16 protein-coding genes and 1 pseudogene are annotated in these 20,988 nt (G+C 71.8%); 7 read left to right on the forward strand and 10 right to left on the reverse strand.

What is annotated here, in order from left to right:
• Positions 1–74: 74 nt before the first annotated feature.
• Positions 75–1,817 (forward strand): glycoside hydrolase family 3 protein, encoded by a 1,743-nt coding sequence (locus tag Aiant_RS28580; protein ID WP_189334718.1) that lies wholly within the window; start codon positions 75–77, stop codon positions 1,815–1,817.
• A 419-nt stretch (positions 1,818–2,236) separates the two neighbouring features.
• Here the strand turns inward: Aiant_RS28580 and Aiant_RS28585 are convergent, their stop codons facing one another.
• From Aiant_RS28585 to Aiant_RS28610, 6 genes and pseudogenes are all read right to left on the reverse strand, one after another.
• Complete coding sequence (locus Aiant_RS28585) at positions 2,237–3,571, reverse strand: carboxyl transferase domain-containing protein (RefSeq protein WP_189334719.1); 1,335 nt, start codon at positions 3,569–3,571, stop codon at positions 2,237–2,239.
• Between the two features lie 12 nt (positions 3,572–3,583).
• The gene (gene fabF, locus Aiant_RS28590) at positions 3,584–4,810 is read right to left on the reverse strand and encodes a beta-ketoacyl-ACP synthase II (protein WP_189334720.1); all 1,227 of its coding nucleotides are present in this window, start codon (positions 4,808–4,810) and stop codon (positions 3,584–3,586) included.
• Position 4,811: 1 nt separating this feature from the next.
• Positions 4,812–5,054, reverse strand: coding sequence for an acyl carrier protein (locus Aiant_RS28595; protein ID WP_189334721.1), 243 nt, complete (start codon positions 5,052–5,054; stop codon positions 4,812–4,814).
• A gap of 46 nt (positions 5,055–5,100) precedes the next feature.
• Positions 5,101–6,048, reverse strand: a complete 948-nt coding sequence (locus Aiant_RS28600) for a beta-ketoacyl-ACP synthase III (RefSeq protein WP_189334843.1) — start codon at positions 6,046–6,048, stop codon at positions 5,101–5,103.
• A 37-nt stretch (positions 6,049–6,085) separates the two neighbouring features.
• A pseudogene (locus Aiant_RS28605) lies at positions 6,086–7,012 on the reverse strand (ACP S-malonyltransferase); the annotation flags it as partial.
• A 154-nt stretch (positions 7,013–7,166) separates the two neighbouring features.
• Positions 7,167–8,375 (reverse strand): PucR family transcriptional regulator, encoded by a 1,209-nt coding sequence (locus tag Aiant_RS28610; protein ID WP_189334723.1) that lies wholly within the window; start codon positions 8,373–8,375, stop codon positions 7,167–7,169.
• Between the two features lie 232 nt (positions 8,376–8,607).
• On the opposite strand from Aiant_RS28610, the gene Aiant_RS28615 reads away from it, so the two are divergent.
• Positions 8,608–8,841, forward strand: a complete 234-nt coding sequence (locus tag Aiant_RS28615; RefSeq protein WP_189334724.1) for a hypothetical protein — start codon at positions 8,608–8,610, stop codon at positions 8,839–8,841.
• A gap of 297 nt (positions 8,842–9,138) precedes the next feature.
• A complete protein-coding gene (locus tag Aiant_RS28620) occupies positions 9,139–9,708 on the forward strand; it encodes a TetR/AcrR family transcriptional regulator (protein WP_189334725.1) in 570 nt (189 codons plus the stop codon).
• 1,320 nt (positions 9,709–11,028) lie between these two features.
• On the opposite strand, the gene Aiant_RS28625 is transcribed toward Aiant_RS28620, so the two are convergent.
• On the reverse strand, positions 11,029–11,760 hold the full coding sequence (locus Aiant_RS28625; protein WP_189334726.1) for a hypothetical protein: 732 nt from the start codon (positions 11,758–11,760) through the stop codon (positions 11,029–11,031).
• 306 nt (positions 11,761–12,066) lie between these two features.
• Positions 12,067–13,479 (reverse strand): glutamate--tRNA ligase, encoded by a 1,413-nt coding sequence (gltX, locus tag Aiant_RS28630; RefSeq protein WP_189334727.1) that lies wholly within the window; start codon positions 13,477–13,479, stop codon positions 12,067–12,069.
• A 104-nt stretch (positions 13,480–13,583) separates the two neighbouring features.
• Between gltX and Aiant_RS28635 the strand changes: the two genes are divergently transcribed.
• Positions 13,584–14,117 carry a dihydrofolate reductase family protein gene (locus Aiant_RS28635; RefSeq protein WP_189334728.1) on the forward strand — a complete coding sequence of 178 codons (534 nt, stop codon included), beginning with the start codon at positions 13,584–13,586 and terminating at the stop codon, positions 14,115–14,117.
• A 68-nt stretch (positions 14,118–14,185) separates the two neighbouring features.
• Here Aiant_RS28635 and aceE read toward each other — a convergent pair whose 3' ends face one another.
• Both aceE and Aiant_RS28645 read right to left on the reverse strand, forming a co-directional pair.
• A complete protein-coding gene (aceE, locus tag Aiant_RS28640) occupies positions 14,186–16,924 on the reverse strand; it encodes a pyruvate dehydrogenase (acetyl-transferring), homodimeric type (RefSeq protein WP_189334729.1) in 2,739 nt (912 codons plus the stop codon).
• Between the two features lie 152 nt (positions 16,925–17,076).
• On the reverse strand, positions 17,077–17,481 hold the full coding sequence (locus tag Aiant_RS28645; RefSeq protein WP_189334730.1) for a YjbQ family protein: 405 nt from the start codon (positions 17,479–17,481) through the stop codon (positions 17,077–17,079).
• Between the two features lie 186 nt (positions 17,482–17,667).
• Here Aiant_RS28645 and Aiant_RS28650 point away from each other — a divergent pair, with 186 nt between their 5' ends.
• The 3 genes from Aiant_RS28650 to Aiant_RS28660 all read left to right on the forward strand — a co-directional run bounded on the left by Aiant_RS28650 (position 17,668) and on the right by Aiant_RS28660 (position 20,965).
• Complete coding sequence (locus Aiant_RS28650; RefSeq protein ID WP_189334731.1) at positions 17,668–19,887, forward strand: transketolase C-terminal domain-containing protein; 2,220 nt, start codon at positions 17,668–17,670, stop codon at positions 19,885–19,887.
• A 108-nt stretch (positions 19,888–19,995) separates the two neighbouring features.
• A complete protein-coding gene (locus tag Aiant_RS28655; protein ID WP_185040114.1) occupies positions 19,996–20,430 on the forward strand; it encodes a DUF3052 domain-containing protein in 435 nt (144 codons plus the stop codon).
• A 70-nt stretch (positions 20,431–20,500) separates the two neighbouring features.
• Positions 20,501–20,965, forward strand: coding sequence for a peroxiredoxin (locus tag Aiant_RS28660; protein ID WP_189334732.1), 465 nt, complete (start codon positions 20,501–20,503; stop codon positions 20,963–20,965).
• Positions 20,966–20,988 lie beyond the last annotated feature (23 nt).

Raw genomic sequence — 20,988 nt, forward strand, 5'->3', positions numbered from 1 at the left:
GGCCGGTCCGGCTTTCCGGGTGGTTCGCCTTTCTCTGCCGGGTCGGCGCACGGCGATTTCCGCGACCTGATTCGATGGAAGATGTGAAAAAGCTGTCCCGTGTCGCATTTGTCGCCCCGCTGCTGCTGCTCGCCGGAGCGTGCGGTGACGATGCCGACACGCCGGCGAACCCGCCGCCGAGCGCCGTGGCGCTGAGCGCCTCGGCGCCCGCGCCGATCTCCGAGTCGGCGTCCGCCCCGCCGGCGGACCCGGCGGTCCGGGCCGCGGCGGTGGTGGCCACGCTCAGCGACGACGACCTGGCCGGGCAGGTGCTGATGCCGTACGCCTACGGCGGCTCGGCCACCCAGGTGGACGCCGGTTCGGCGGCCGGGAACCGGAGCCTGGCCGGAGTGGACACTCCGGCCCAGATGATCGCCAAGTACAGGCTGGGCGGTCTGATCCTGGTCTCGTTCACCCAGAACGACCCGACCGGCAAGACCAACCCCACGTCGAACGTGGAGAACCCGAAGCAGGTGCGGGCGCTCACCGACGGCCTCCAGGCGGCCGCCCGCCAACTGCCCGCCGGTGCCCCGCTGATGATCGGCACCGACCAGGAGTACGGCATCGTCACCCGGGTCACCGACGGCATCACCGCGCTCCCGTCGGCACTGGCGGTCGGCGCGGCCGGGCAGCCCCCGCTGACCGAGGCGGCCTGGCACGCGGCCGGCCGGGAGCTGGCCGCGATGGGCATCACCGTCGACTTCGCCCCGGTCGCCGACACCCTGGGCGCCGCGGGCAGCTCGGTGATCGGCTCCCGGTCGTACGGCACGGACGCCAAGGCGAACGCGGCCCAGGTCGCCGCCGCCGTGCGCGGACTCCAGGCGGGCGGGGTCTCGGCCGCGCTCAAGCACTTCCCCGGGCACGGGCACACCACCGGCGACAGCCACGACGAGCTACCGGTGATCAAGCAGGACCTGGCCGCCTGGAAGGCGCAGGACCTGCCGCCGTTCCAGGCCGGGGTGCAGGCCGGCGCGGGCGTGGTGATGTCCGGCCACCTCAACCTCCAGGCGGTGGACAAGGGCACGGCCGCCACCTTCTCCCACAAGATCATGACGGACGTGCTGCGCGGCCAGCTGAAGTTCACCGGGGTGGCGATCACCGACGCGATGAACATGGCCCCGGCGATGAAGTGGCCGGCCGGCGAGGCCGCGGTCCGCGCCCTGAACGCGGGCAACGACATGCTGCTCATGCCGCCGGACATCGGCGCCGCCCGGGACGGCATCGTCGCCGGGCTGAGGAGCGGCGCCCTCAAGCGGGAACGCCTCATTGAGGCGGTCACCCGGATCCTCACCCTGAAGTTCCGCACCGCGGCCACCGCGCAGCCCGACCTCTCCGTGCTCGGCTCGGCGCCCCACCAGCAGGCGGTCTCGGCCCTCGACGCGGCCTCGATCACCGTCCTGCGCGGCAGGTGCGCGGGCCCGCTGGTCGACGGGCCGGTCACGGTGACCGCGCCGTCCTCCCGCGAGGTGGCCCGGGTCAACCTGGTGCACGCGTTGCAGGCGGCCGGCGTCAAGGTGCAGGCCGCGGGCGGCGCGGAGATCCGGCTGGTCGGCTACGGCGACAAGCCGGTCGACCTGTCCCCGGACGCGGCCGTCACGGTGATGATGGACCTGCCGGGGCTGCTGGCATATGCGAAGTCGCCGACGCTGGTGGCCACGTACTCGTCCAGCAAGCTGTCGCTGACCGCGCTCGCCTCGGTGATCGCCGGCAAGGCGACCGCGCCGGGCAAGTCGCCGATCGCGGTGGCCGGTCTGCCCCGCAGCGCCTGCGCCAAGTAGGACGTCGCCGCGGCGGTGGCCGCCACGAGCTCACGTCCGCGGCGCGGACCCCGGGCGATGCCCGTGGCTGGTCGAGGTGGACATCGCCGCCACTGCCGCCACCGGTCCGCCCTCGGTCGCGGTGAGCGTCGCCAGCTGGACGGGTGGGGTCGGGGTTCGGTGACCACCCACGGGCAATGAAGGGCGCGGAGATCGTCCTGGACGCTGAGCTGGCTGGCTCCGCTTCGCTCCGCGGCAAAACGCCTGGTAACCGGTGACGAGGCAGCTGATTCCCCGCCACCGGCAAACCCCACCGGCGTCGGGGAATCAGTTGCCTCGTCACCGGCGGCGTTTTGCAGCGGCCAGATCTCCGTGCCCGGCCCGCGCGGGAGCGTGCGGTCCGCACCCCGGCGGACGCGCGTATATGAAGATCTAGATCGTCAAAGAGGGATGTTGCTGCGGGCGCCTCGGGCCGGGGGTGCTTCGGCGAGGGCTTCGGCGATGCGGCGGCGGGTCTCGTCCGGGTGGATGACGGCGTCGACCACGCCGGCTTCCAGGGCGGGCTGGACGCCGCCGGTGGCCTCGACGTGGGCGCGGATCAGGCGTTCGCGGAGGGGGTCGCGCTCGGCGGGTGCGGCGGCGGCGAGTTGCCGGCGGTGCAGGACGTGGACGGCGGCGCCCGGGTCCAGCACCGCCACCTCGGCGTGTGGCCAGGCCAGGACGGCGGTGGCGCCGAGCGCGCGGGAGTTCATCGCCAGGTAGCCGCCGCCGTAGGCGCGACGGGTCACCAGGGTCACCCGGGGGACGACCGATGCGGCGAAGGCGTGCAGGAGCTGGGCGCCGCGCCGGACCACCGCGTCCGGCTCGCGGTCGGGCAGGTAGCCGGGGGTGTCGACGAGGACCAGCAGGGGGATCGCCAGGGCGTCGCACATCCGGACGAAGCGGGCGGCCTTCTCGGCGGCGGACGCGTCCAGGCAGCCGTTGAGGTGCTGCGGGTTGTTCGCGACCACCCCGACGGTACGCCCGGCGAAGCGCCCCAGCACGGTCACCAGGTTGGGTGCCCAGTGCGCGTGCGACTCCAGGCCGGGCTCGTCGAGCAGGGCGCGGACCAGCGGCCGTACGTCGTAGTTCGCGCCGGTGAGCAGCGAGTCGAGCGGGCGCCCGACCGTGCTGCCGGGCCGGACGTCGTCGGGCGACAGCCGGCCCTGATGGCCGAGGAGCCGGATCAGCCGGCGCGCCTCGGCGAGCGCGGCCGGTTCGTCCTCGGTGGCGACGTGCGCCCACGAGGTGGCGGTGCCGGACGGAACCAGCCGGCCGGCCCTGCTCATGATCACCAGGTCGGTGAGCGCCGGGCTGTACGCGGCACTGCCCGCGGCCGGCCCCAGCACCACCGAGACCTGCGGGATCCGGCCGGAGGCCCGCACCATGGCGGCGAAGACCCGGCCGGCCGCGTCGAGCGAGCTCACGCCCTCGGCGAGCCGTGCCCCGCCGGAGTGCCAGAGCCCGGCCACCGGAACGCGGTCCCGCACCGCGACGTCGATCGCCTCGACGACCCGCCGGCACCCCGCCACGCCGATCGCGCCGCCCATCCGGGTGGCGTCGGTGGCGAAGGCGACGGCGGGGGTGCCGTCGACCGTGCCACGGGCGTGCAGCACGCCGGACTCGTCCCGGGGGGCGAGCAGGCGCAGGGTGCCGCGGTCGAAGAGGGTACGCAGTCTCAGCTCGGGATCACGCCGATCGGTGGCCGAATCTGTCCCTCCGGGGGTGAAGGGCACGGCTCCTCCTGGTCAGGGGCGCGCGAAGACCAGGGCCACGTTGTGGCCGCCGAAACCGAACGAGTTGTTGAGCGCGGCCGGGATGTCGAGCTGGCGGGGCTTGTGCGCCGCCACGTCGAGGTCCAGCCGCTCGTCCGGGTCGTCGAGGTTGATGGTCGGGGGAACGATGTTGTCGCGGATCGCCAGGATGGTGGCGATCGACTCCAGCGCGCCGGCCGCGCCCAGCAGGTGCCCGGTCATCGACTTGGTCGACGTGACCACCGGGTGGTCACCGAGAGCGGCCCTGATGCCCTTGATCTCACCCATGTCACCGGCCGGGGTCGAGGTCGCGTGGGCGTTGACGTGCTTGATGTCGGCGCCGGTCAGACCGGCGTCGCGCAGCGCCATCTGCATCGCCCGGATCCCGCCCCGGCACTCCGGGTCGGGCTGGACGATGTCGTAGCCGTCCGAGGTGACGCCCGCGCCGGCCAGCCGGGCGTAGACCCGGGCACCGCGCGCGGCCGCGTGGTCGGCCCGCTCCAGGATGATCGCGCCGGAACCCTCACCGAGGACGAAGCCATCCCGGTTCTTGTCCCACGGGCGGGAGGCCCGCTCCGGCTCGTCGTTGCGCGTCGACATCGCGCGCATCGAGGCGAAACCGGCGATCGGCAGCGGGTGGATGACGGCCTCGGTGCTGCCGGCCACCACCACGTCGGCCCGTCCGGCCTTGATCAGGTCGAGGCCCAGGGCGATCGCCTCGGCGCCGGTGGCGCACGCGCTGGCCATCGCCCGGACGCCGGCCTTGGCGCCGAACTCCAGCCCCACGTAGGCGGCCGGGCCGTTCGGCATCAGCATCGGCACCGTGTGCGGGCTGACCCGCCGCGGTCCCGACTGCTCCAGGATGTCGTCCTGGTCCAGCAGGGTGATCGCCCCGCCGATGCCACTGCCGAAGCTGACCGCGAGGCGCTCCTGATCCAGCTCGACGCCCTCCAGTCCGGCGTCCGCCCAGGCCTGCTTCGCGGCGATGATGGCCATCGCCTCACTGCGGTCCAGGCGGCGCATCCGGACCCGCTCGATGACCTCCGACGGCTCGACGGCCAGTCGAGCGCCGATGCGCACGGGCAGCTGGCCGGCCCACTCCTCGGTGAGAGTTCGCACTCCGGAGCGGCCGGCAAGCATGGCGTCCCAAGTGGACACGACGTCCCCGCCCAGCGGGGTCGTCGCGCCGAGCCCGGTGACGACGACGTCTACAGTGCTCATCTCAGTGGTTCGCCTCGATGTAGGTGACCGCGTCACCGACGGTCTTGAGGTTCTGCACCTCGTTGTCCGGGATCTTGACGCCGAACTTCTCCTCGGCGGCCACCACGACCTCGACCATCGACAGCGAGTCGACGTCCAGGTCGTCGGTGAAGGACTTGCTCTCGGCGACGTCGTCCGGGTTCACCCCGGCGACCTCCTCGAGGATCTCGGCGAGGCCAGAGGTGATCTCTTCGCGAGTAGCCATGGTTTTTCTGTTTCCTCTCGGTTTTAACGGTTTGTGCAGAGCGACCTTACGGGCAGCGGACGACCTGACCCGCATAGGTCAGGCCGCCGCCGAAGCCGAACAGCAGCACCGGCGCCCCGGAGGGCACCTCGCGGCGCTCGATCAGCTTGGACAGGGCCAGCGGCACACTGGCCGCCGAGGTGTTGCCGGACTCGACCAGGTCCTTGGCGACGATCGCGTCCGGGCCCAGGCCCAGCCGCTTCACGATGCCGTCGATGATCCGGGTGTTGGCCTGGTGCGGCACGAAGGCGGCCAGGTCGGACGGCTCGACGCCGGCCCGGCGGCACGCCTCGATGGCGAACGGGGCGAGCGCGGTGGTCGCCCAGCGGAAGACGATCTGGCCCTCCTGCTTGATGTACGGCTGCCAGCCCTCGATCCGCAGCACGTCACCCTTGTCCGGGGCGGAGCCCCAGAGCACCGGTCCGACGCCGACCTCGTCCTCGGCGGTCACCCCGGTCACCACGGCCGCGCCGGCCGCGTCGCCGAAGAGCACGGCGGTGGTCCGGTCGGACCAGTCGGTGACGTCGGAGAGCTTCTCCGCGCCGATCACGATCGCGTTGCGGGCGGCGCCGGCGCGGATCGCGTGGTCGGCGCTGGCCATCGCGTACGAGAAGCCGGAGCAGGCGGTGTTCAGGTCGTACGCCGCCGGGGCGACGATGCCGAGCTTGCTCGCCACCCGGGTCGCCACGTTCGGGCAGCGGTCGATCGACGAGCAGGTGGCGACGACCACCAGGTCGATGTCGGCGGCCGAGAGCCCGGACGCCGCGAGCGCCTTCTCCGCGGCGTAGGTGGCCATGTCGGCGACCGTCTCGCCGTCGGCGATCCGCCGCTCGGCGATGCCCACCCGGTCCCGGATCCACTCGTCGTTGGTGTCCAGGGTCTTGGTGAGGTCTTCGTTCGTCACCACGCGCGAGGGCTGGTAGTGACCCATCGCGACGATGCGGGAACCCGCGATCATCCTGTTCCTCCTTCGGTCGCGACTGCGCGCGTCAGTGCTGTGCCGTGCCGTGCCGGGCGATCAGGTCGCGCGCGGCGGGCAGGTCGTCCGGCGTGTTCAGGGTGACGATCTCCGGAGCGCCGTCGCCCTTGAGCTCGCGCTTGACCAGACCGGCCAGGGTGCCGGCCGGGGGCAGCTCGATCACCCCGGTGACCCCCAGGTCCTTGAGCGTGCGCATGCACAGGTCCCAGCGGACCGGCGCGGTGACCTGGCGCACCAGGCGGTTCAGCATCTCCGCGCCGGCGGCCACGGCGGTGCCGTCCAGGTTCGACAACAGCGTCCGGGCCGGGTCGGTGACGGTCACCCCGGCGGCGACGGCGGCCAGTGCGGTCTCGGCGGGCGCCATGTACGGCGTGTGGAACGCCCCGGCCACGGCCAGCGCGATCACCCGCGCCTTGGCCGGCGGCGCGGCCGCGAACTCGGCGAGCGCGTCCAGCGCCCCGGCGGCCACGATCTGCCCGGCGCCGTTGCGGTTGGCCGGGTACAGCCCGTGCTTCTCAATGGTGGCGACCACCTCGTCCGGGTCGCCGCCGAGCACCGCGGACATGCCGGTCGGCTGGAGCGCGCAGGCGGCGGCCATCTCCCGGCCGCGGACACCGGCCAGCGTGACCGCGTCCTCGGCGGTCAGCACGCCGGCGACCGAGGCGGCGCCCAGCTCACCGACGCTGTGGCCGGCGACCACGCCGACACCTTCCAATGGCAGCTGCGCGGCAGCCAGCAGGGCGGCGGCGATCAGCAGCGGCTGGGTGCGGGCGGTGTCCTTGATCTCCTCGGCGTCCGCCTCGGTGCCCAGGTGCACCAGATCGACGCCGGCGAGCGCCGACCATGCGGTCAGGCGCTCCCGGGCACCGGGAACGTCGAGCCAAGGGGCGAGGAAGCCGGGCTTCTGGGAACCCTGGCCGGGGGAAAGTACGGCGAGCACGTCTTCGACTCTTCCGGATCGGGGGGCGTTCCGGGGTTGCCGGGCGCGACCAAACCCTACGACGAGCCTTGTAGGGTTCCTACAAATCGTAGGTCAGTTGGTCCGGATTCAGCACTATTTGACGCGCTGGTCGTTGGTTGTTCTCCGCTGTGACTCATGTCGCAGGTTCCAGTCTTCCGATGGTCATCGCCATCCGCAGCGCGAAGGCGTCCCGGCCGTCCAGCGGGGACAACCCGGTGACCTCGGCCACTCGGCGCAGGCGATAGCGGACCGTGTTCGGGTGGACGTAGAGCTCCCGGGCGGCGCTCTCCAGCACCCCGCCCGCGGCGAAGAAGGCGTCCAGCGTCTCCAGCAGGCCGCCGCCCGCCCGGGCCAGCCCCGCGTAGACGTCGTTGCGCAGCTTGCGCCGGGCGTCCGGGTCGCCGGCCAGGGCCCGCTCCGGCAACAGGTCGTCGGCGGCGACCGGGGTCGGCGCGCCCGGCCAGGCCGGCGCGGCGCGGAACCCGGCCAGGGCGGCCCGGGCCGACTCGGTGGCCTGCTCCAGGGTGGGCACCGCCGGGCCGACCACCACCGGGCCCTCGCCGAAGCTGGGGCGCAGCGCGGCCGCCGTGGCCACCGGGTCGGCCGCGCCGCCGACCACCGCGACCAGCCGGTCGCCGTGCACACCGCCGATCACCTCGAGCCGGGCCCGGCGGGCGGCCCGGTAGACCGCGTGCAGCACCGCGGTGATGTCGCCGCCGGGGGAGCGGCCCACCACCACCGCGACCGGTGGCGTGTCCACCCAGCCCAGCGCGGCGGCCCGGCTGGCCAGCACGTCCGACGAATCGCCGCGCAGCAGGGCGTCGACCAGCAGCGCCTGGAGCCGGGCGTCCCAGGCGCCGCGGGACTCGGCGGCCCGCGCGTAGACCCGGGCCGCGGAGAACGCGATCTCCCGGGAGAACCGCAGGATGGCCTGCAACAGCAGGTCGTCCTCGCCCTTGGCGGCGAAGCCGGGCACCTCGGCCTCGGCCACGTCGATGGTCACCTTGATCAGCTGCACGGTCTGGGTCAGCGTGATCGCCCGGGCCAGCGCGCGCGGGGCGGCCGCGAACACCTCGTCGGAGATCTCCTGGGTGCTGGCCGCCACGGTGGCGCCCGAGCGCAGCCACTCGACCAGGGACCGGACGCCGGCCTGTGCGACGAGCATCACCCAGGACCGCTGATCGGCCGGCAGCGCCCGGAACCACGGCAGCGTCTCCTCCATCCGGGCCACCGCGGAACTCGCCAGCGCGCCGGCGTGCCGCTCGATCCGGCGCAACGTCGCAGGTTGCAGCGGGTTCGCCGGGGACTCCGGCGCGGACTCGGTGCTTCGGCTCTCCGCCACGGGCCCAGCGTGTCACGCCACGATCGGCTGACGCGAGCCGCGCCGCTTTCATCATTTTTATGACATTTGTCCGGTGTAGCGGTGCGCCCCTCCCGCGATTCCGGTCGGTGACCTGGCATCGTGTCCGACTAGTGCGTCGCGGCCCGTGCTTCAACCCGGGGCCGGGCGTGCCGATGAAGAGACGGTGCCGAACAACCTGTCGACAGCCGAACCCGCGGATCGAGGAGGCGAGATGATGGACCGGGACGACGCGCTGCGGGCCGAGATCGACCCGACCCTCGAGGACCTGCCACCGGTGGCCGAGGAGGAACCGCTGCTCCTGTCGGAGCAGGTCATCGGAACGGAGCCGGGCCGGGTGGGATGCCGGACCGAGTTGCGCGGCTGGGCCGGCGCACACCTGCACGGCGCGGTGCGGCCGCGTCGCCGGGCCGCCGGGCGGGGTCGTCCGCCGGGCCGCTGGTGCTGAGCTGATCTTTCGGGTATCGATCCGCCGGGCCGCGCCAGGCCCGGCGGGCACCCGGCCCGCTCGGCGGGTCACGGATTCCTTCGCGCTTCGCGCCCCTGGGGTACGGCCATCGCCGCGCGCCCACCGTTTCACGACTTTTCCGTACGGACCGTGCGGAACGGGCGCTCGCCGTGCGTGGCCTGCGGATAGTTTCTTTTCGGACGTCGGCCCGTTGCCCGCTCACCCCGTCGGGTGAGTGCCGGCGGCGGTCCGGGCGCGTTACGCCGACCGGGGCGGCCGGACTGGTCAGGTGAACAGGTGGACGACAAGAGACGGCTGATCCTGGACCAGGCGCTGGCCCTGGTGGACGAGCGAGGGCTGGCCGCCATGTCGATGCGGGCGGTGGCCGAGCGGGTGGGACTCACCTCGATGGCGCTCTACCCCTATGTCGGGGGCAAGGACGCTCTGCTCGACGGCCTGGTCGACCTGCTGCACCTGGAACTGGGCACGGCGGTCGGCGACGACCTCGCGGACATCGACTGGCGGCGGCGGCTGCGGGCACTGGGCCGGGCGGTGCGGGCGCTCGCCCACGCGCACCCCAGCGCGTTCCCCCTGCTGCTGAACCGGTCGGCGGCCGGCGCCTCGGCGTCCTGGCTGACCGCGGCGCTGCGCGGGATCCTGCACGACGCCGGGGTCGGGGACGGCGAGGTGCCGCGGCTGGCCCGGATGATCTGCGCGTTCCTGCTCGGCTACACGACCGGGGAGGTGACCGGGGGACTGCCGCTGGTCGAACCGGTGGCGTGTCCGGGCGACGCCGAGTTCGACGCGGACCTGGAAGACCTGCTCGGGCTGGTCGAGCGCGCGGTGCACGCCCCCGAGCCGCACTAGCCGCTCAGGGCCTGCGGATCCGGCCAGAGCCGCCCGGGCCCCGCCCGCCGAGCGCCCGCCCGTCCACGGTCTGCCTGTCCACCCCAACGGCTTGCGCTCGGAGCCCGTATCCCCGCCCGGTCAAGGGCGCTCGCCGCAAGCCGAGACCCGGGCTGGCGCTCATGGCCCTATCCCCGTTCGGGATAGGGCCGTCAGGTCCAGCCGGAACCCGTCGAGCTGGTGCTCGTGGCCCTATCCCTGGCCGGGATAGGGCCGTCAGGTCCAGCCGGAGCCCGTCGAGCTGGTGCTCATGGCCCTGTCCCTGGCCCGGATAGGGCCGTCAGGGCCAGCCGGAGCCCGTCGGGCTGGCGTTCATGGCCTATCGCCGGTCGGGATGGGCCGTCAGGTCCAGCCGGAGCCCGTCGGGCTGGCACTCATGGCCCTGTCCCTGGCCCGGATAGGGCCGTCAGGGCCAGCCGGAGCCCGTCGAGCTGGTGCTCATGGCCCTGTCCCCGGTCGGGATAGGGCGACCAGGGCCAGCCGGAGCCTGTCGAGCTGGCGTTCATGGCCCTGTCCGCGGTCGGGATAGGGCGACCAGGGCCAGCCGGAGCCCGTCGGGCTGGCGTTCATGGCCTATCGCCGGTCGGGATAGGCCGTCAGGGCCAGCCGGAGCCCGTCGAGCTGGCACTCACGGCCCTGGCCCTGGCCCGGATAGGGCCGCCAGGGCCAGCCGGAACCCGTCGGGCTGGTGCTCATGGCCCTGTCCTCGGTCGGGATAGGGCCGTCAGGGCCAGCCGGAGTCCGTCGGGCTGGTGCTCATGGCCCTGTCCTCGGTCGGGATAGGGCCGCCAGGGCCAGCCGGAGTCTGTCGGGCTGGTGCTCATGGCCCTATCCGCGGCCCGGATAGGGCCACCAGCACCAGCCGCCCGAGCGCACTGAGGAGGCAGACGGGGTTACTCGAGGGCCGGGGGCCACACCGCGTACCGAAAGTCGAACCTTGGGCAGAAACGGGGCTGCGGACCGGGACAGAGGCATCAGCTGGCCGGGACCGGTAGAGGCGTGGGCTGGCGTGCAGAGACGTGACTGGCATGGACCGCGACCGGCGGCTGGGCCGGGCAATTTCTGGTCTACGCGACGGGGTCGGAGAACGAGGGGACATCGTTGAGCCGGGTTGTTACCGGGCAGAGCGATCTTTTCGGGAAGAGGAGCACCCGCCCGGGAGTGTGGATGGGCGGCTTGGTCGCGGCGGGGGCTTTGGGCGTACCGGAAATGGGGTTGGAAACGGACCGCCCTGGCTCGCGGGGAAACCGGGAGCCAGGGCGGACGTCGCGATGACGCTGGTCAGACGCGGCGGCGGATGAGGAACGCCATGCCGGCCAGGCCGGTCAGGATGACCAGCAGGACCGCTCCGTTGAGGAGCAGCAGCTGGCGCATCTGGCCGAACAGGTGGCCGGCGCCGGAGACCGGGTCCAGCTCGGACTGGTCCAGGGTCTCGCCGATGCCGCCGCCGATGCCGCCGTTGACGACGTCGGGCTTGGCCTTCAGCGGGACGCCGCTGAGGCGCAGCGACTCGGACATCGACTGGCGGCCGTAGAACCAGCCGTCCACCTGCCGCTTGGTCGTGCCCGGCTGCTGCGCCGGCCGGTGTGCCCGCGGGCCGCCGGTGGCCAGCGGGTACAGCTCGTACTCCTGGGCGGCCTTTTCCCCGATCAACACCTTGACGGTGTATTTCGGGCCCAGTTTGGCGGTCTTGCCCGGCGGCGAGGCCTGCGGCTGCGCCGCGGCGAGCCACCCCACCTCGCTGAAGAGCATCCGGAACAGTTTGGGGTCCTCGGTCTGAAGGACCTTGATCCCCTCCGCCGGCACGCCCTGCCCGGTGATGTGCAGCCCGTTCGGCTGCGGTTTCGGCTGGGCCGACGGCTTGGTCGCCGGCTTCGTGGCCGCGGTCGTTCCGCTCCGCCCGGCGGGCGTGGCCTGCGCCGCCGCCGGGGTCGTGCCGAGTGCCAGTGCCGCCGCGACCGTCAGTGCGCCGGCCGCCGTGGCCACCCGTTTCAGTGCCCGTCGAACCACCATCCGACCTCCCCCGCCCGTGGATGACATGGTTGCGTGAACCGCTGCTCGTGCGCCGGCGACGGCCGGCACGCGGCATCGGCCTCTCCAGCCTTCCCGAAGCACCGACCCTGTCGCATCCAGAGACAGGGTTAATTGGAGCTATTTGGGGGGACGACCGCGGAGGACGGTAAAGCCGTTGATCAGCGGCCGAATATTACCCAGTCCATGCAACGCGTGGGGGTGGCGGCCACCCATGTAGCGGACCGCATCACCACATTCGACGACCAGCTATGGCGGCCGGCCGCCGAATGCGGTAAAAGGGGGCGATCAGGCGGAAAGTCGCGCCCGGGCCGCCGCGATCCGGGACAGCGTCCGCTCCCGGCCGAGCAGCTCGATCGATTCGAAGAGCGGAAGCCCGACGGTACGCCCGGTGACCGCGACCCGGACCGGCGCCTGAGTCTTGCCGAGTTTCAGCCCGCGGGCCTCGCCGACCTGCTCCAACGCGGCTTTCAGTGTCTCCGCGCGCCAGTCGGTGAGCGCGGCGAAGGCCTCGGCGGCACCGTCCAGGATGTCGGCCGCGCCCTCCTTCATCGCCTTGGCCCAGGACGCCTCGTCGTCGACCGGCTGGTCGAGGAAGAGGAAGTCCACGTTCTCCACGATCTCGGAGAGCACCGCGATCCGGGTCTGCGCGAGCGGTGCGATGGTGGTGAAGATCTCCGCGTCGAATTTCGCCGGGTCCCACGGCGGGGCCGGGATGGTGTCGGTGCCGGTCAGCCACGGCGCGCAGACCTGGGTGAACTCGCCCGGCGTGAGCGCCCGGATGTACTCCCCGTTGAACGCGCGCAGTTTCTTGACGTCGAAGAAGGCCGGGGCGTGGTTGACGTCCTCGATCCGGTACTCCTCCTCGATCACCGACCACGGGACGATCTCCCGGTCGCCGGTGGGCGCCCAGCCGAGCAGCATCAGGTAGTTGCGCATCGCGGCGGCCAGGTAGCCCTCGTCCCGGTAGGACTCCAGGGCGACCTTGTCACGCCGTTTCGACAGCTTCTGCCGCTTCTCGTTGACGATGACCGGGACGTGTCCCCAGACCGGGGGAGTCACGCCGAGCGCCTCCCAGAGCAGCTGCTGCTTCGGCGTGTTCGGCAGGTGCTCCTCGGCGCGGAACACGTGGGTGATCCCCATGCTCATGTCGTCGACCACGTTGGCCAGCAGGAAGACCGCCGAGCCGTCGGAGCGGGCGATGACGAAGTCCTCGATCAGCTTGTTCTCGAAGGTGGGCTTGCCGCGGACCAGGTCGACGACGACCGTCTCGCCCTCGTCCGGCGTGCGGAAGCGCAGCGCGCGGCCCTCGCCCGGGCCCAGCGCCCGCTCCCGGCAGAAGCCGTCGTAGCCGGTGTGCTTGTTGCCCGAGCGGGCCACCACGTCGTCGCGGGTGCAGTCGCAGTAGTAGGCCTTGCCCTCGCCGTACAGGCGGGTGGCGGCGGCGGTGTGGTCGGCCGCATAGGACGACTGGTAATACGGCCCTTCGTACGTCCCGCGCTCGATGCCGATCCAATCGAGGGCCGAGATGATGCCCTCGGTCCACTCCGGCTTGTTGCGGGCCGCGTCGGTGTCCTCGATCCGGAGCACGAAGACGCCGCCGTGCTGCTGGGCATAGATCCAGTTCTGCAACGCCGAGCGGGCGCCGCCGACGTGGAACATGCCGGTGGGTGAGGGTGCGAAACGTACGCGAACAGTCACGGGGTCAGCCTACCGAGGCCCGCGAGGGGTATTTGACACGGTGCTCGGAGCGGCGTACTTTACCATTCAGTTAATTAACGAGTTGGCTAAATAAGGGGTGCGAGATGGGCAAGGTCATCGCGGTGGAGTACGTGACGCTCGACGGTGTCTTCGAGGAGCCGGCCTGGAGCGGGCCGTATTTCAACGACGAGCTCGGCGCCTGGCAGGCGGAGAACCTGCGGGAGGCCGACGCGCTGCTGCTCGGCCGGCGGACGTACGAGGGCTTCAAGGCCGCCTGGCCGCAGATGGAGGCGTCGACCGGCGACTTCGGCGTCCGGATGAACACGATGCCCAAGTGGGTGGCGACCACCACGCTGAGCGAGCCGGAGTGGAACGCGACCTTCATCGAGGGCGAGGTGGCCGACGCGGTGGCCAAGCTCAAGACCGAGCCGGGCACCCTGCTGATCAACGGCAGTGGTTCCCTGGTGAATCACCTGACCCGGCACAACCTGATCGACGAGTACCGGATCATGGTGTACCCGGTGGTGCAGGGCGAGGGGCGCAAGCTCTGGGAGGACGGCACCAAGATCGCCCTGTCGCCGGCCGCGCGGTGGCGGACCACGACCGGCGTCGAGGTCGTCACCTACGTCCCGGCCTGACGGGTGACGTCTCGCGGACAGTCGGAAGCCCGCCGCGAAACGCGACGGGCTTCCGATTGGTCAGACGATCAGCTGTCGCCGCCGGTCTCGCCGACCGGGGCCGCGTTCACGTCGTCGATCGCGTACTTCTTGGCGGCCTCGCCGGGCACGTGCCCGGGCACCTTGCCGCGCAGCGCGAGCTCGCGCAGCGTGGCCACGGTGACCGACTCGCCGTCCACGTGGAAGTGGCGGCGCAGCGCGTGCCGGGTGTCGCTCATGCCGAAGCCGTCGGTGCCGAGCGAGGTGTACCCGTTCGGCACCCAGCGGGCGATCAGGTCGGGCACCGCCCGCATCCAGTCGCTGACCGCCACCGACGGGCCCTCGGCGCCCTCCAGCTTCTGCTGGATGTACGGCTTGCGCGGCTGGTCGCTCGGGTGGAGCAGGTTGTGCTCCTCCGCCTCGATCGCGTCCCGCCGCAGCTCGCCCCAGGAGGTGACCGACCACACGTCGGCGCTCACGCCCCAGTCCTGGGCGAGCAGTTCCTGCGCCTTGAGCGCCCAGCGCATGCCGGTGCCGGAGGCGAGCAGCTGTGCTTTCGGCCCGCCGGTGGCCGGACCCTCCGAGTAGCGGTAGATGCCCTTGAGGATGCCCTCGGCGTCGACGCCCTCCGGCTCGGCGGGCTGGATCGCCGGCTCGTTGTAGATGGTGAGGTAGTAGAAGATGTTCTCCTGCTTCTCGCCGTACATGCGGTGCAGGCCGTTCTCGATGATGTGCGCGATCTCGTAGGCGAACGCCGGATCGTACGCCACCACGGCCGGGTTGGTCGCCGCGATCAGCAGCGAGTGCCCGTCCTCGTGCTGCAGGCCCTCACCGTTGAGCGTGGTGCGGCCGGCCGTGGCGCCGAGCAGGAAGCCCCGGGTCATCTGGTCGGCGGCGGCCCACAGCTCGTCGGCGGTGCGCTGGAAGCCGAACATCGAGTAGAAGATGTACAGCGGGATCATCGGCTCGTCGTGCGTCGCGTACGACGTGCCGGCCGCGATGAAGCTCGCGGTCGAGCCGGCCTCGTTGATCCCCTCGTGCAGGATCTGGCCGTTCGTCGCCTCCTTGTAGGACAGGAACAGCTCCCGGTCCACCGAGGTGTACGTCTGGCCGTGCGGCGAGTAGATCTTCTTGGTCGGGAAGAGCGAGTCCATGCCGAAGGTGCGGGCCTCGTCCGGGATGATCGGCACCCACCGGGCGCCGAACTCCTTGTCCTTCATCAGGTCCTTGAGCAGGCGGACGAAGGCCATCGTGGTGGCCACCTTCTGCTTGCCGCTGCCCCGCTTGATGTCGGCGAACGCCTTGGTGTCCGGGATCGCCAGCGACTTGGCCTTGGTGCGCCGGGACGGCACGTAACCACCCAGGTCGCGGCGGCGCTCCTGCATGTACTGGTACTCGTCGGACTTCTCGCCGGGGTGGTAATACGGCGGGAGGTACGGGTTCTCCTCGAGCTGTTTGTCGCTGATGTCGAGGTAGAGCCGGTCCCGGAATCCCTTCAGGTCCTCCAGGGTCAGCTTCTTCATCTGGTGGGTGGCGTTGCGGGCCTCGAAGTGCGAGCCCAGCGTCCAGCCCTTGATGGTCTTGGCGAGGATCACCGTCGGCTGGCCGGTGTGCTCGGTGGCAGCCTTGTACGCCGCGTAGAGCTTGCGGTAGTCGTGGCCGCCGCGCTTGAGGTTCCAGATCTCGTCGTCGGTCATGCCCTCGACGAGCTTGCGGGTGCGCGGGTCGCGGCCGAAGAAGTGCTCGCGCACATACGCCCCGGACTCGCCCTTGTAGGTCTGGTAGTCACCGTCGGGCGTCACGTTCATCAGGTTGACCAGGGCGCCGTCGGTGTCCGCGGCGAGCAGCGGGTCCCACTCCCGGCCCCAGACCACCTTGATCACGTTCCACCCGGCGCCGCGGAAGAAGGACTCCAGCTCCTGGATGACCTTGCCGTTGCCGCGTACCGGGCCGTCGAGGCGCTGGAGGTTGCAGTTGACCACGAAGGTGAGGTTGTCCAGCTCCTCGCGGGCGGCCAGGCCGATCGCGCCGAGCGACTCGACCTCGTCCATCTCGCCGTCGCCGAGGAACGCCCAGACGTGCTGCTGGCTGGTGTCCTTGATGCCGCGGTTGTGCAGGTAGCGGTTGTACCGCGCCTGGTAGATCGCGTTCATCGGGCCCAGGCCCATGCTGACGGTGGGGAACTCCCAGAAGTTCGGCATCAGCCGCGGGTGCGGGTACGACGGGAGGCCGCCGCCCGGGTGGCTCAGCTCCTGGCGGAAACCGTCGAGCTGGTTGGTGGTGAGACGACCCTCGAGGTACGCCCGGGCGTACATGCCGGGGGAGGCGTGACCCTGGAAGAAGATCTGGTCACCACCGCCGGGGTGGTCCTTGCCCCGGAAGAAGTGGTTCATGCCGACCTCGTAGAGGCTGGCGCTGGACGCGTACGACGAGATGTGGCCTCCGACGCCAATCTCCGGACGCTGCGCGCGGTGCACCAGCATGGCGGCGTTCCACCGGACGTAGGCCCGGATGCGCCGCTCCACGAACTCGTCACCCGGGAACCAGGGCTCCTGCTCCGGGGTGATCGTGTTGATGTAGTCGGTGGACGTCAGTGGCGGAACGCCAACCTGTCGTTCGCGAGCGCGCTCCAGCAGGCGCAACATCACGTACCGGGCTCGTTTGGCGCCCCGTTCATCGATGACTCCGTCGAGGGACTCGATCCACTCGTTTGTTTCCGAAGGGTCGATGTCCGGAAGCTGGCTCGGCAGGCCATCGCTGATCACCGGGCGCTTGCGCTCCGTGGCCACAGGCAATCCTCTTGGTTGAGTGTCGGAACCGGTGCGATCCAGGTGGCGTATCGCCCGGAGGTCTCCATCCTGCCTCTTAACGGTGGGCATCGTCACGCCTAACGGTCGGCGCAGCGATGCGCGACACATGTACTGACCAGTAACTTTCCGCCTCACCCCTGGAGGAAGGAGAACCGCACCTGCCGGGTGGGGTTGTCGCCGTTGGGATCCACCAGGCAGATCGACTGCCAGGTGCCCAGCGCGATGCGGCCGCCGAGCACCGGGAGGGTGGCGTACGGCGGGATCCAGGCCGGCAGTACGTGATCGCGCCCGTGTCCCCGCGATCCGTGCCGGTGCCGCCACTTGTCCTCGGCCGGCAGCAGGTCGTCGATCGCGGTCAGCAGGTCGTCGTCGGAGCCCGCGCCGGTCTCGATGATCGCCAGCCCGGCCGTCGCGTGCGGCACGAAGACGTGCAGCAGGCCGTCCTGCTCGGACGCCACGAACTGGTCCGCCTGCCGGGTGATGTCGACGACGACGGGCCGGTCCCCGGTCCGGACGGTGATCGTTTCGCTACGCATCGGCAGAGCCTATGTGTACAGGTCGAGCACCATGAAAGCGGCCGCGACGAGCAGCAGACACGTGGCGCACCTCATGATCATCCCGGTATTGCACCACCGATCCGGCGTTCGCGCCGGAAGATCGACACGTGTGATCGGATCCGTCGGCGGGTGGCAGCGTTCGCCCCGGTCCGCAATGCTGATTTCGTGACCACCCCGCAAAGCCTCGACGAGCGGTTCCGCGATGCGGTCTCGGCCCTGCGACCCCCGGAGCAGCGGCGCGCTCCCGGCGATCCGGTCCGCGACGGCGTCACGCTGACCGGCGCCCGTGCCCTGGAACTCTTCGACGCCCAGCTCGCCAGCCGCCATCTCGACCTGGCGGCGCGCTGGCTGCGCAGCTTCAACGAGGGCTTCCACACGGTCGGCTCGGCCGGCCACGAGGGGAACGCGGCGGTCGCCGCGGCGCTGCGTGGCGACGATCCGGCGCTGCCGCACGACCGGGCCGCGGCCTTCTACTGCGCGCGCGCCGCCGCGTCCGAGCCGGAGCGCCGCGTGCAGCGGCTGGAGGACGCCGCCCGGGACATTCTCCGGGGGGTGGTGGCCTCGGTCCGGGACCCGATCAGCGGCGGGCGCGACAAGGTGTTCGGAAACGCCGAACTGCATCTGGTCCCGGTGGTCTCGGCGCCGGCGGGTCATCTGCCGCGAGCGGTCGGTCTTGCGTACGGCCTGAGCCGCTCGCCGGACCCGCGCTGGCCGTCCGACGCGATCGTCGCGGCCACCTTCGGCGACGACGGGATCGACCAGCCCGGCGCGGCCGCCGCCCTGCACGCCGCGGGCTGGCACGGCCGGGCCGGGCAGCCGGTCCCGCTGCTGCTGGTCTGCGAGGACGACGCGCCCGGCGGCCCGGACCCGGACGGCTGGGTCGCCTCGGTGCTGCGGGCCCGGCCCGGGGTGCGGTATTCGTACGCCGACGGGTGCGACCTGGCCGCCACCTACGACGCCGCCACCGAGGCCGCCGAGTTCGTCCGCCGCGAGCGCCGTCCCGCGGTGCTGCACCTGGGCACGGTGCTGCTGCTGGGCCGGCCCGGCGACCCGGAGCCCGGCCCGGACCTGGAGCGGGATCCGCTGGTCGGCACCGCCCGGCTGGTGGTCGAGGCCGGCCTGCTCGGCCCGGACGACGTGATCACCCGGTACGACGAGGTCGGCTGGCAGGTGCGCAAGGCGGCCGAGGAGGTGCTCGGCGAGCCGAAACTGGCCACCGTCGGCGAGATCGTCGCCTCGCTGGCCCCGCGCCGCCCGCTGCGGGTGGCGCACGCGGTCACCGAGGCGGCGAGCCGGGCCGCCGGACCCGGCGCGGCCGGGCGGGCCCGGATCTTCGACGGGCGGCTGCCCGAGCAGGCCGGGCCGATGACCCTGGCGCAGACCGTCAACGCCGCGCTCACCGACGCGCTGGCCGCCCGCCCGGGGCTGCTGGCCTTCGGCCCGGGCACCACCCGCGGCGGGCGGCACGGCGTCACCGCCGGGCTGCGCGAGCGCGGCGGCGACCGGGTCTTCGACACCCCGCCGGACGCGGCCGGCGTGCTCGGGCTGGCCCTGGGCGCCGGGCTGGCCGGGCTGCTCCCGGTCGCCGAGTTGCCCGACCTGGCCAGTCTGCACAGCGGCGAGGACCAGCTGCGCGGCGAGGCGGCGACCATGTCGTTCCTCTCCTCGGGGGCGTATCGCAACCCGCTGGTGCTGCGCCTGCCGGCCCTGGCCGACCCGTACGGGCTGGGCGGCCACCTGGCCAACGACAACTCCCTCGCCGTGCTGCGTGACGTGCCCGGCCTGGTGGTCGCGGTGCCGGCCCGGGCCGAGGACGCCGCGCCGATGCTGCGCACCTGCCTGGCCGCCGCCGAGGTGGACGGGAGTGTCTGCGTCTTCCTGGAGCCGGCCTCGCTGTATCAGACGAGGGACCTCTATCAGCAAGGTGACAATGAATGGCTGGCCCCCTACACGCCACCCGAACGGTGGGTCGGTGAGCACGCCCCGATCGGCCGGGCTCGCATCTACCCCCTGGGCACCGCGCAGGACTTGACGATCGTCACGTACGGTGGCGGGGTGCGGATGTCCCTACGGGTGGCGGCCCGGCTGGCCGCTGACGGGTACGGCACCCGGGTCGTCGACCTGCGCTGGCTGAACCCCCTTCCCGTCGCTGACCTGGTACGCGAGAGCCTGGCCACCGGCCGGGTGCTGATCGTCGACGAGACCCGCCGCTCCGGCGGGGTCGGCGAGGGAGTGCTCGCGGCTCTGGTCGACGGGGCGTTCGTCGGATCCGCGCGCCGGGTGGCCGCGGCCGACGCACCGGTTCCCCTGGGTCCGGCCGCTCAGCACGTGCTGGTGGGGGAGGATGCCATCACACAGGGTGCCCAGGCACTGCTGGCGCGGTAAATTGCCACACACTCGGTGCGCCACTTGCGCCCGGGGCCCGGAGTGTGTGGACTACCCCCAGGTTCCGGTACATTTTCGCGGCATTTCACGGCTAGGAGGATTTGGACAGTGAGCGCGACCGCGGGTCAGGCCGACGGCGTACGCAGCCTGGCGGACCGGTTCGGCTTCGAGCCGAACATGGTGGTCATGGAGATGGGATACGACGACGACGTCGACGAGGATCTCCGTGACGCCCTGACCGAACGCGTCGGTGATTTGGTGGACGAGGACACCGACGAGGTCGTCGACGCGGTGCTGTTGTGGTACCGCGATGGCGACGGTGATCTGTTCGAGCTGCTCACCGATGCTCTTGGCCCTCTCGCCGACAACGGCGTGGTGTGGCTGCTGACCCCGAAGGCGGGGCGCGACGGACACGTCGAGCCCAGCGAGATCAGCGAGTCGGCGCCGACCGCCGGCCTGCAGCAGACCTCGACGGTGAACGCCGGCAAGGACTGGACCGGGGCACGGCTGGTCTCCCCGCGAGGCGCCGCCAAGAAGAAATAGCTCACTGACCTCACCGCCCAGGTCGGCGTCCCTCCGGGCGCCGGCCCATCGGCATCGCTAGGCTGGTCCGGTGCCGATCGAGGTGGGCGTGCCCGCGCCGGATTTCCTGCTCAAGGACCAGAACAACCAAGAGGTCCGCCTGTCCGCGTTCCGCGGCCGCAGGGCGGTCCTGCTGGTCTTCTACCCGCTCGCGTTCACCCGGCGCTGCCAGGGCGAGCTGACCGAGATCCAGGAACACCTCGCCGATTACGTCAACGAGCGGGTGCAGGTGCTCACGCTCAGCGTCGACTCGGTCTACAGCCACAAGGTCTGGGCGGAGCAGGAGGGCTTCGGCTTCCCGCTGCTGTCCGATTTCTGGCCGCACGGCGAGGTGGCCCGCGCCTACGGAGTCTTCAACGAGGACACCGGCTTCGCCAACCGCGGCACGTTCCTGATCGACCCCGCCGGCACGGTCCGCTTCGCCGAGATGACCGGCCCGGGCGAGTCTCGCGACCAGTCCGCCTGGCGCGTCGCCCTCGGCCGCCTCGACGCCTGACTGGCGGGTCACGATCGGCGGCA

It is taken from the genome of Actinoplanes ianthinogenes (assembly GCF_018324205.1).
GTDB lineage: Bacteria > Actinomycetota > Actinomycetes > Mycobacteriales > Micromonosporaceae > Actinoplanes > Actinoplanes ianthinogenes.

Coding starts and splice junctions, on each gene's coding strand:
- Aiant_RS28580 (WP_189334718.1), top strand. CDS start 75: ATGGAAGATGTGAAAAAGCTGTCCCGTGTCGCATTTGTCGCCCCGCTG.
- fabF (WP_189334720.1), bottom strand. CDS start 4,810: ATGAGCACTGTAGACGTCGTCGTCACCGGGCTCGGCGCGACGACCCCG.
- Aiant_RS28595 (WP_189334721.1), bottom strand. CDS start 5,054: ATGGCTACTCGCGAAGAGATCACCTCTGGCCTCGCCGAGATCCTCGAG.
- Aiant_RS28615 (WP_189334724.1), top strand. CDS start 8,608: ATGATGGACCGGGACGACGCGCTGCGGGCCGAGATCGACCCGACCCTC.
- Aiant_RS28625 (WP_189334726.1), bottom strand. CDS start 11,760: ATGGTGGTTCGACGGGCACTGAAACGGGTGGCCACGGCGGCCGGCGCA.
- Aiant_RS28635 (WP_189334728.1), top strand. CDS start 13,584: ATGGGCAAGGTCATCGCGGTGGAGTACGTGACGCTCGACGGTGTCTTC.
- Aiant_RS28645 (WP_189334730.1), bottom strand. CDS start 17,481: ATGCGTAGCGAAACGATCACCGTCCGGACCGGGGACCGGCCCGTCGTC.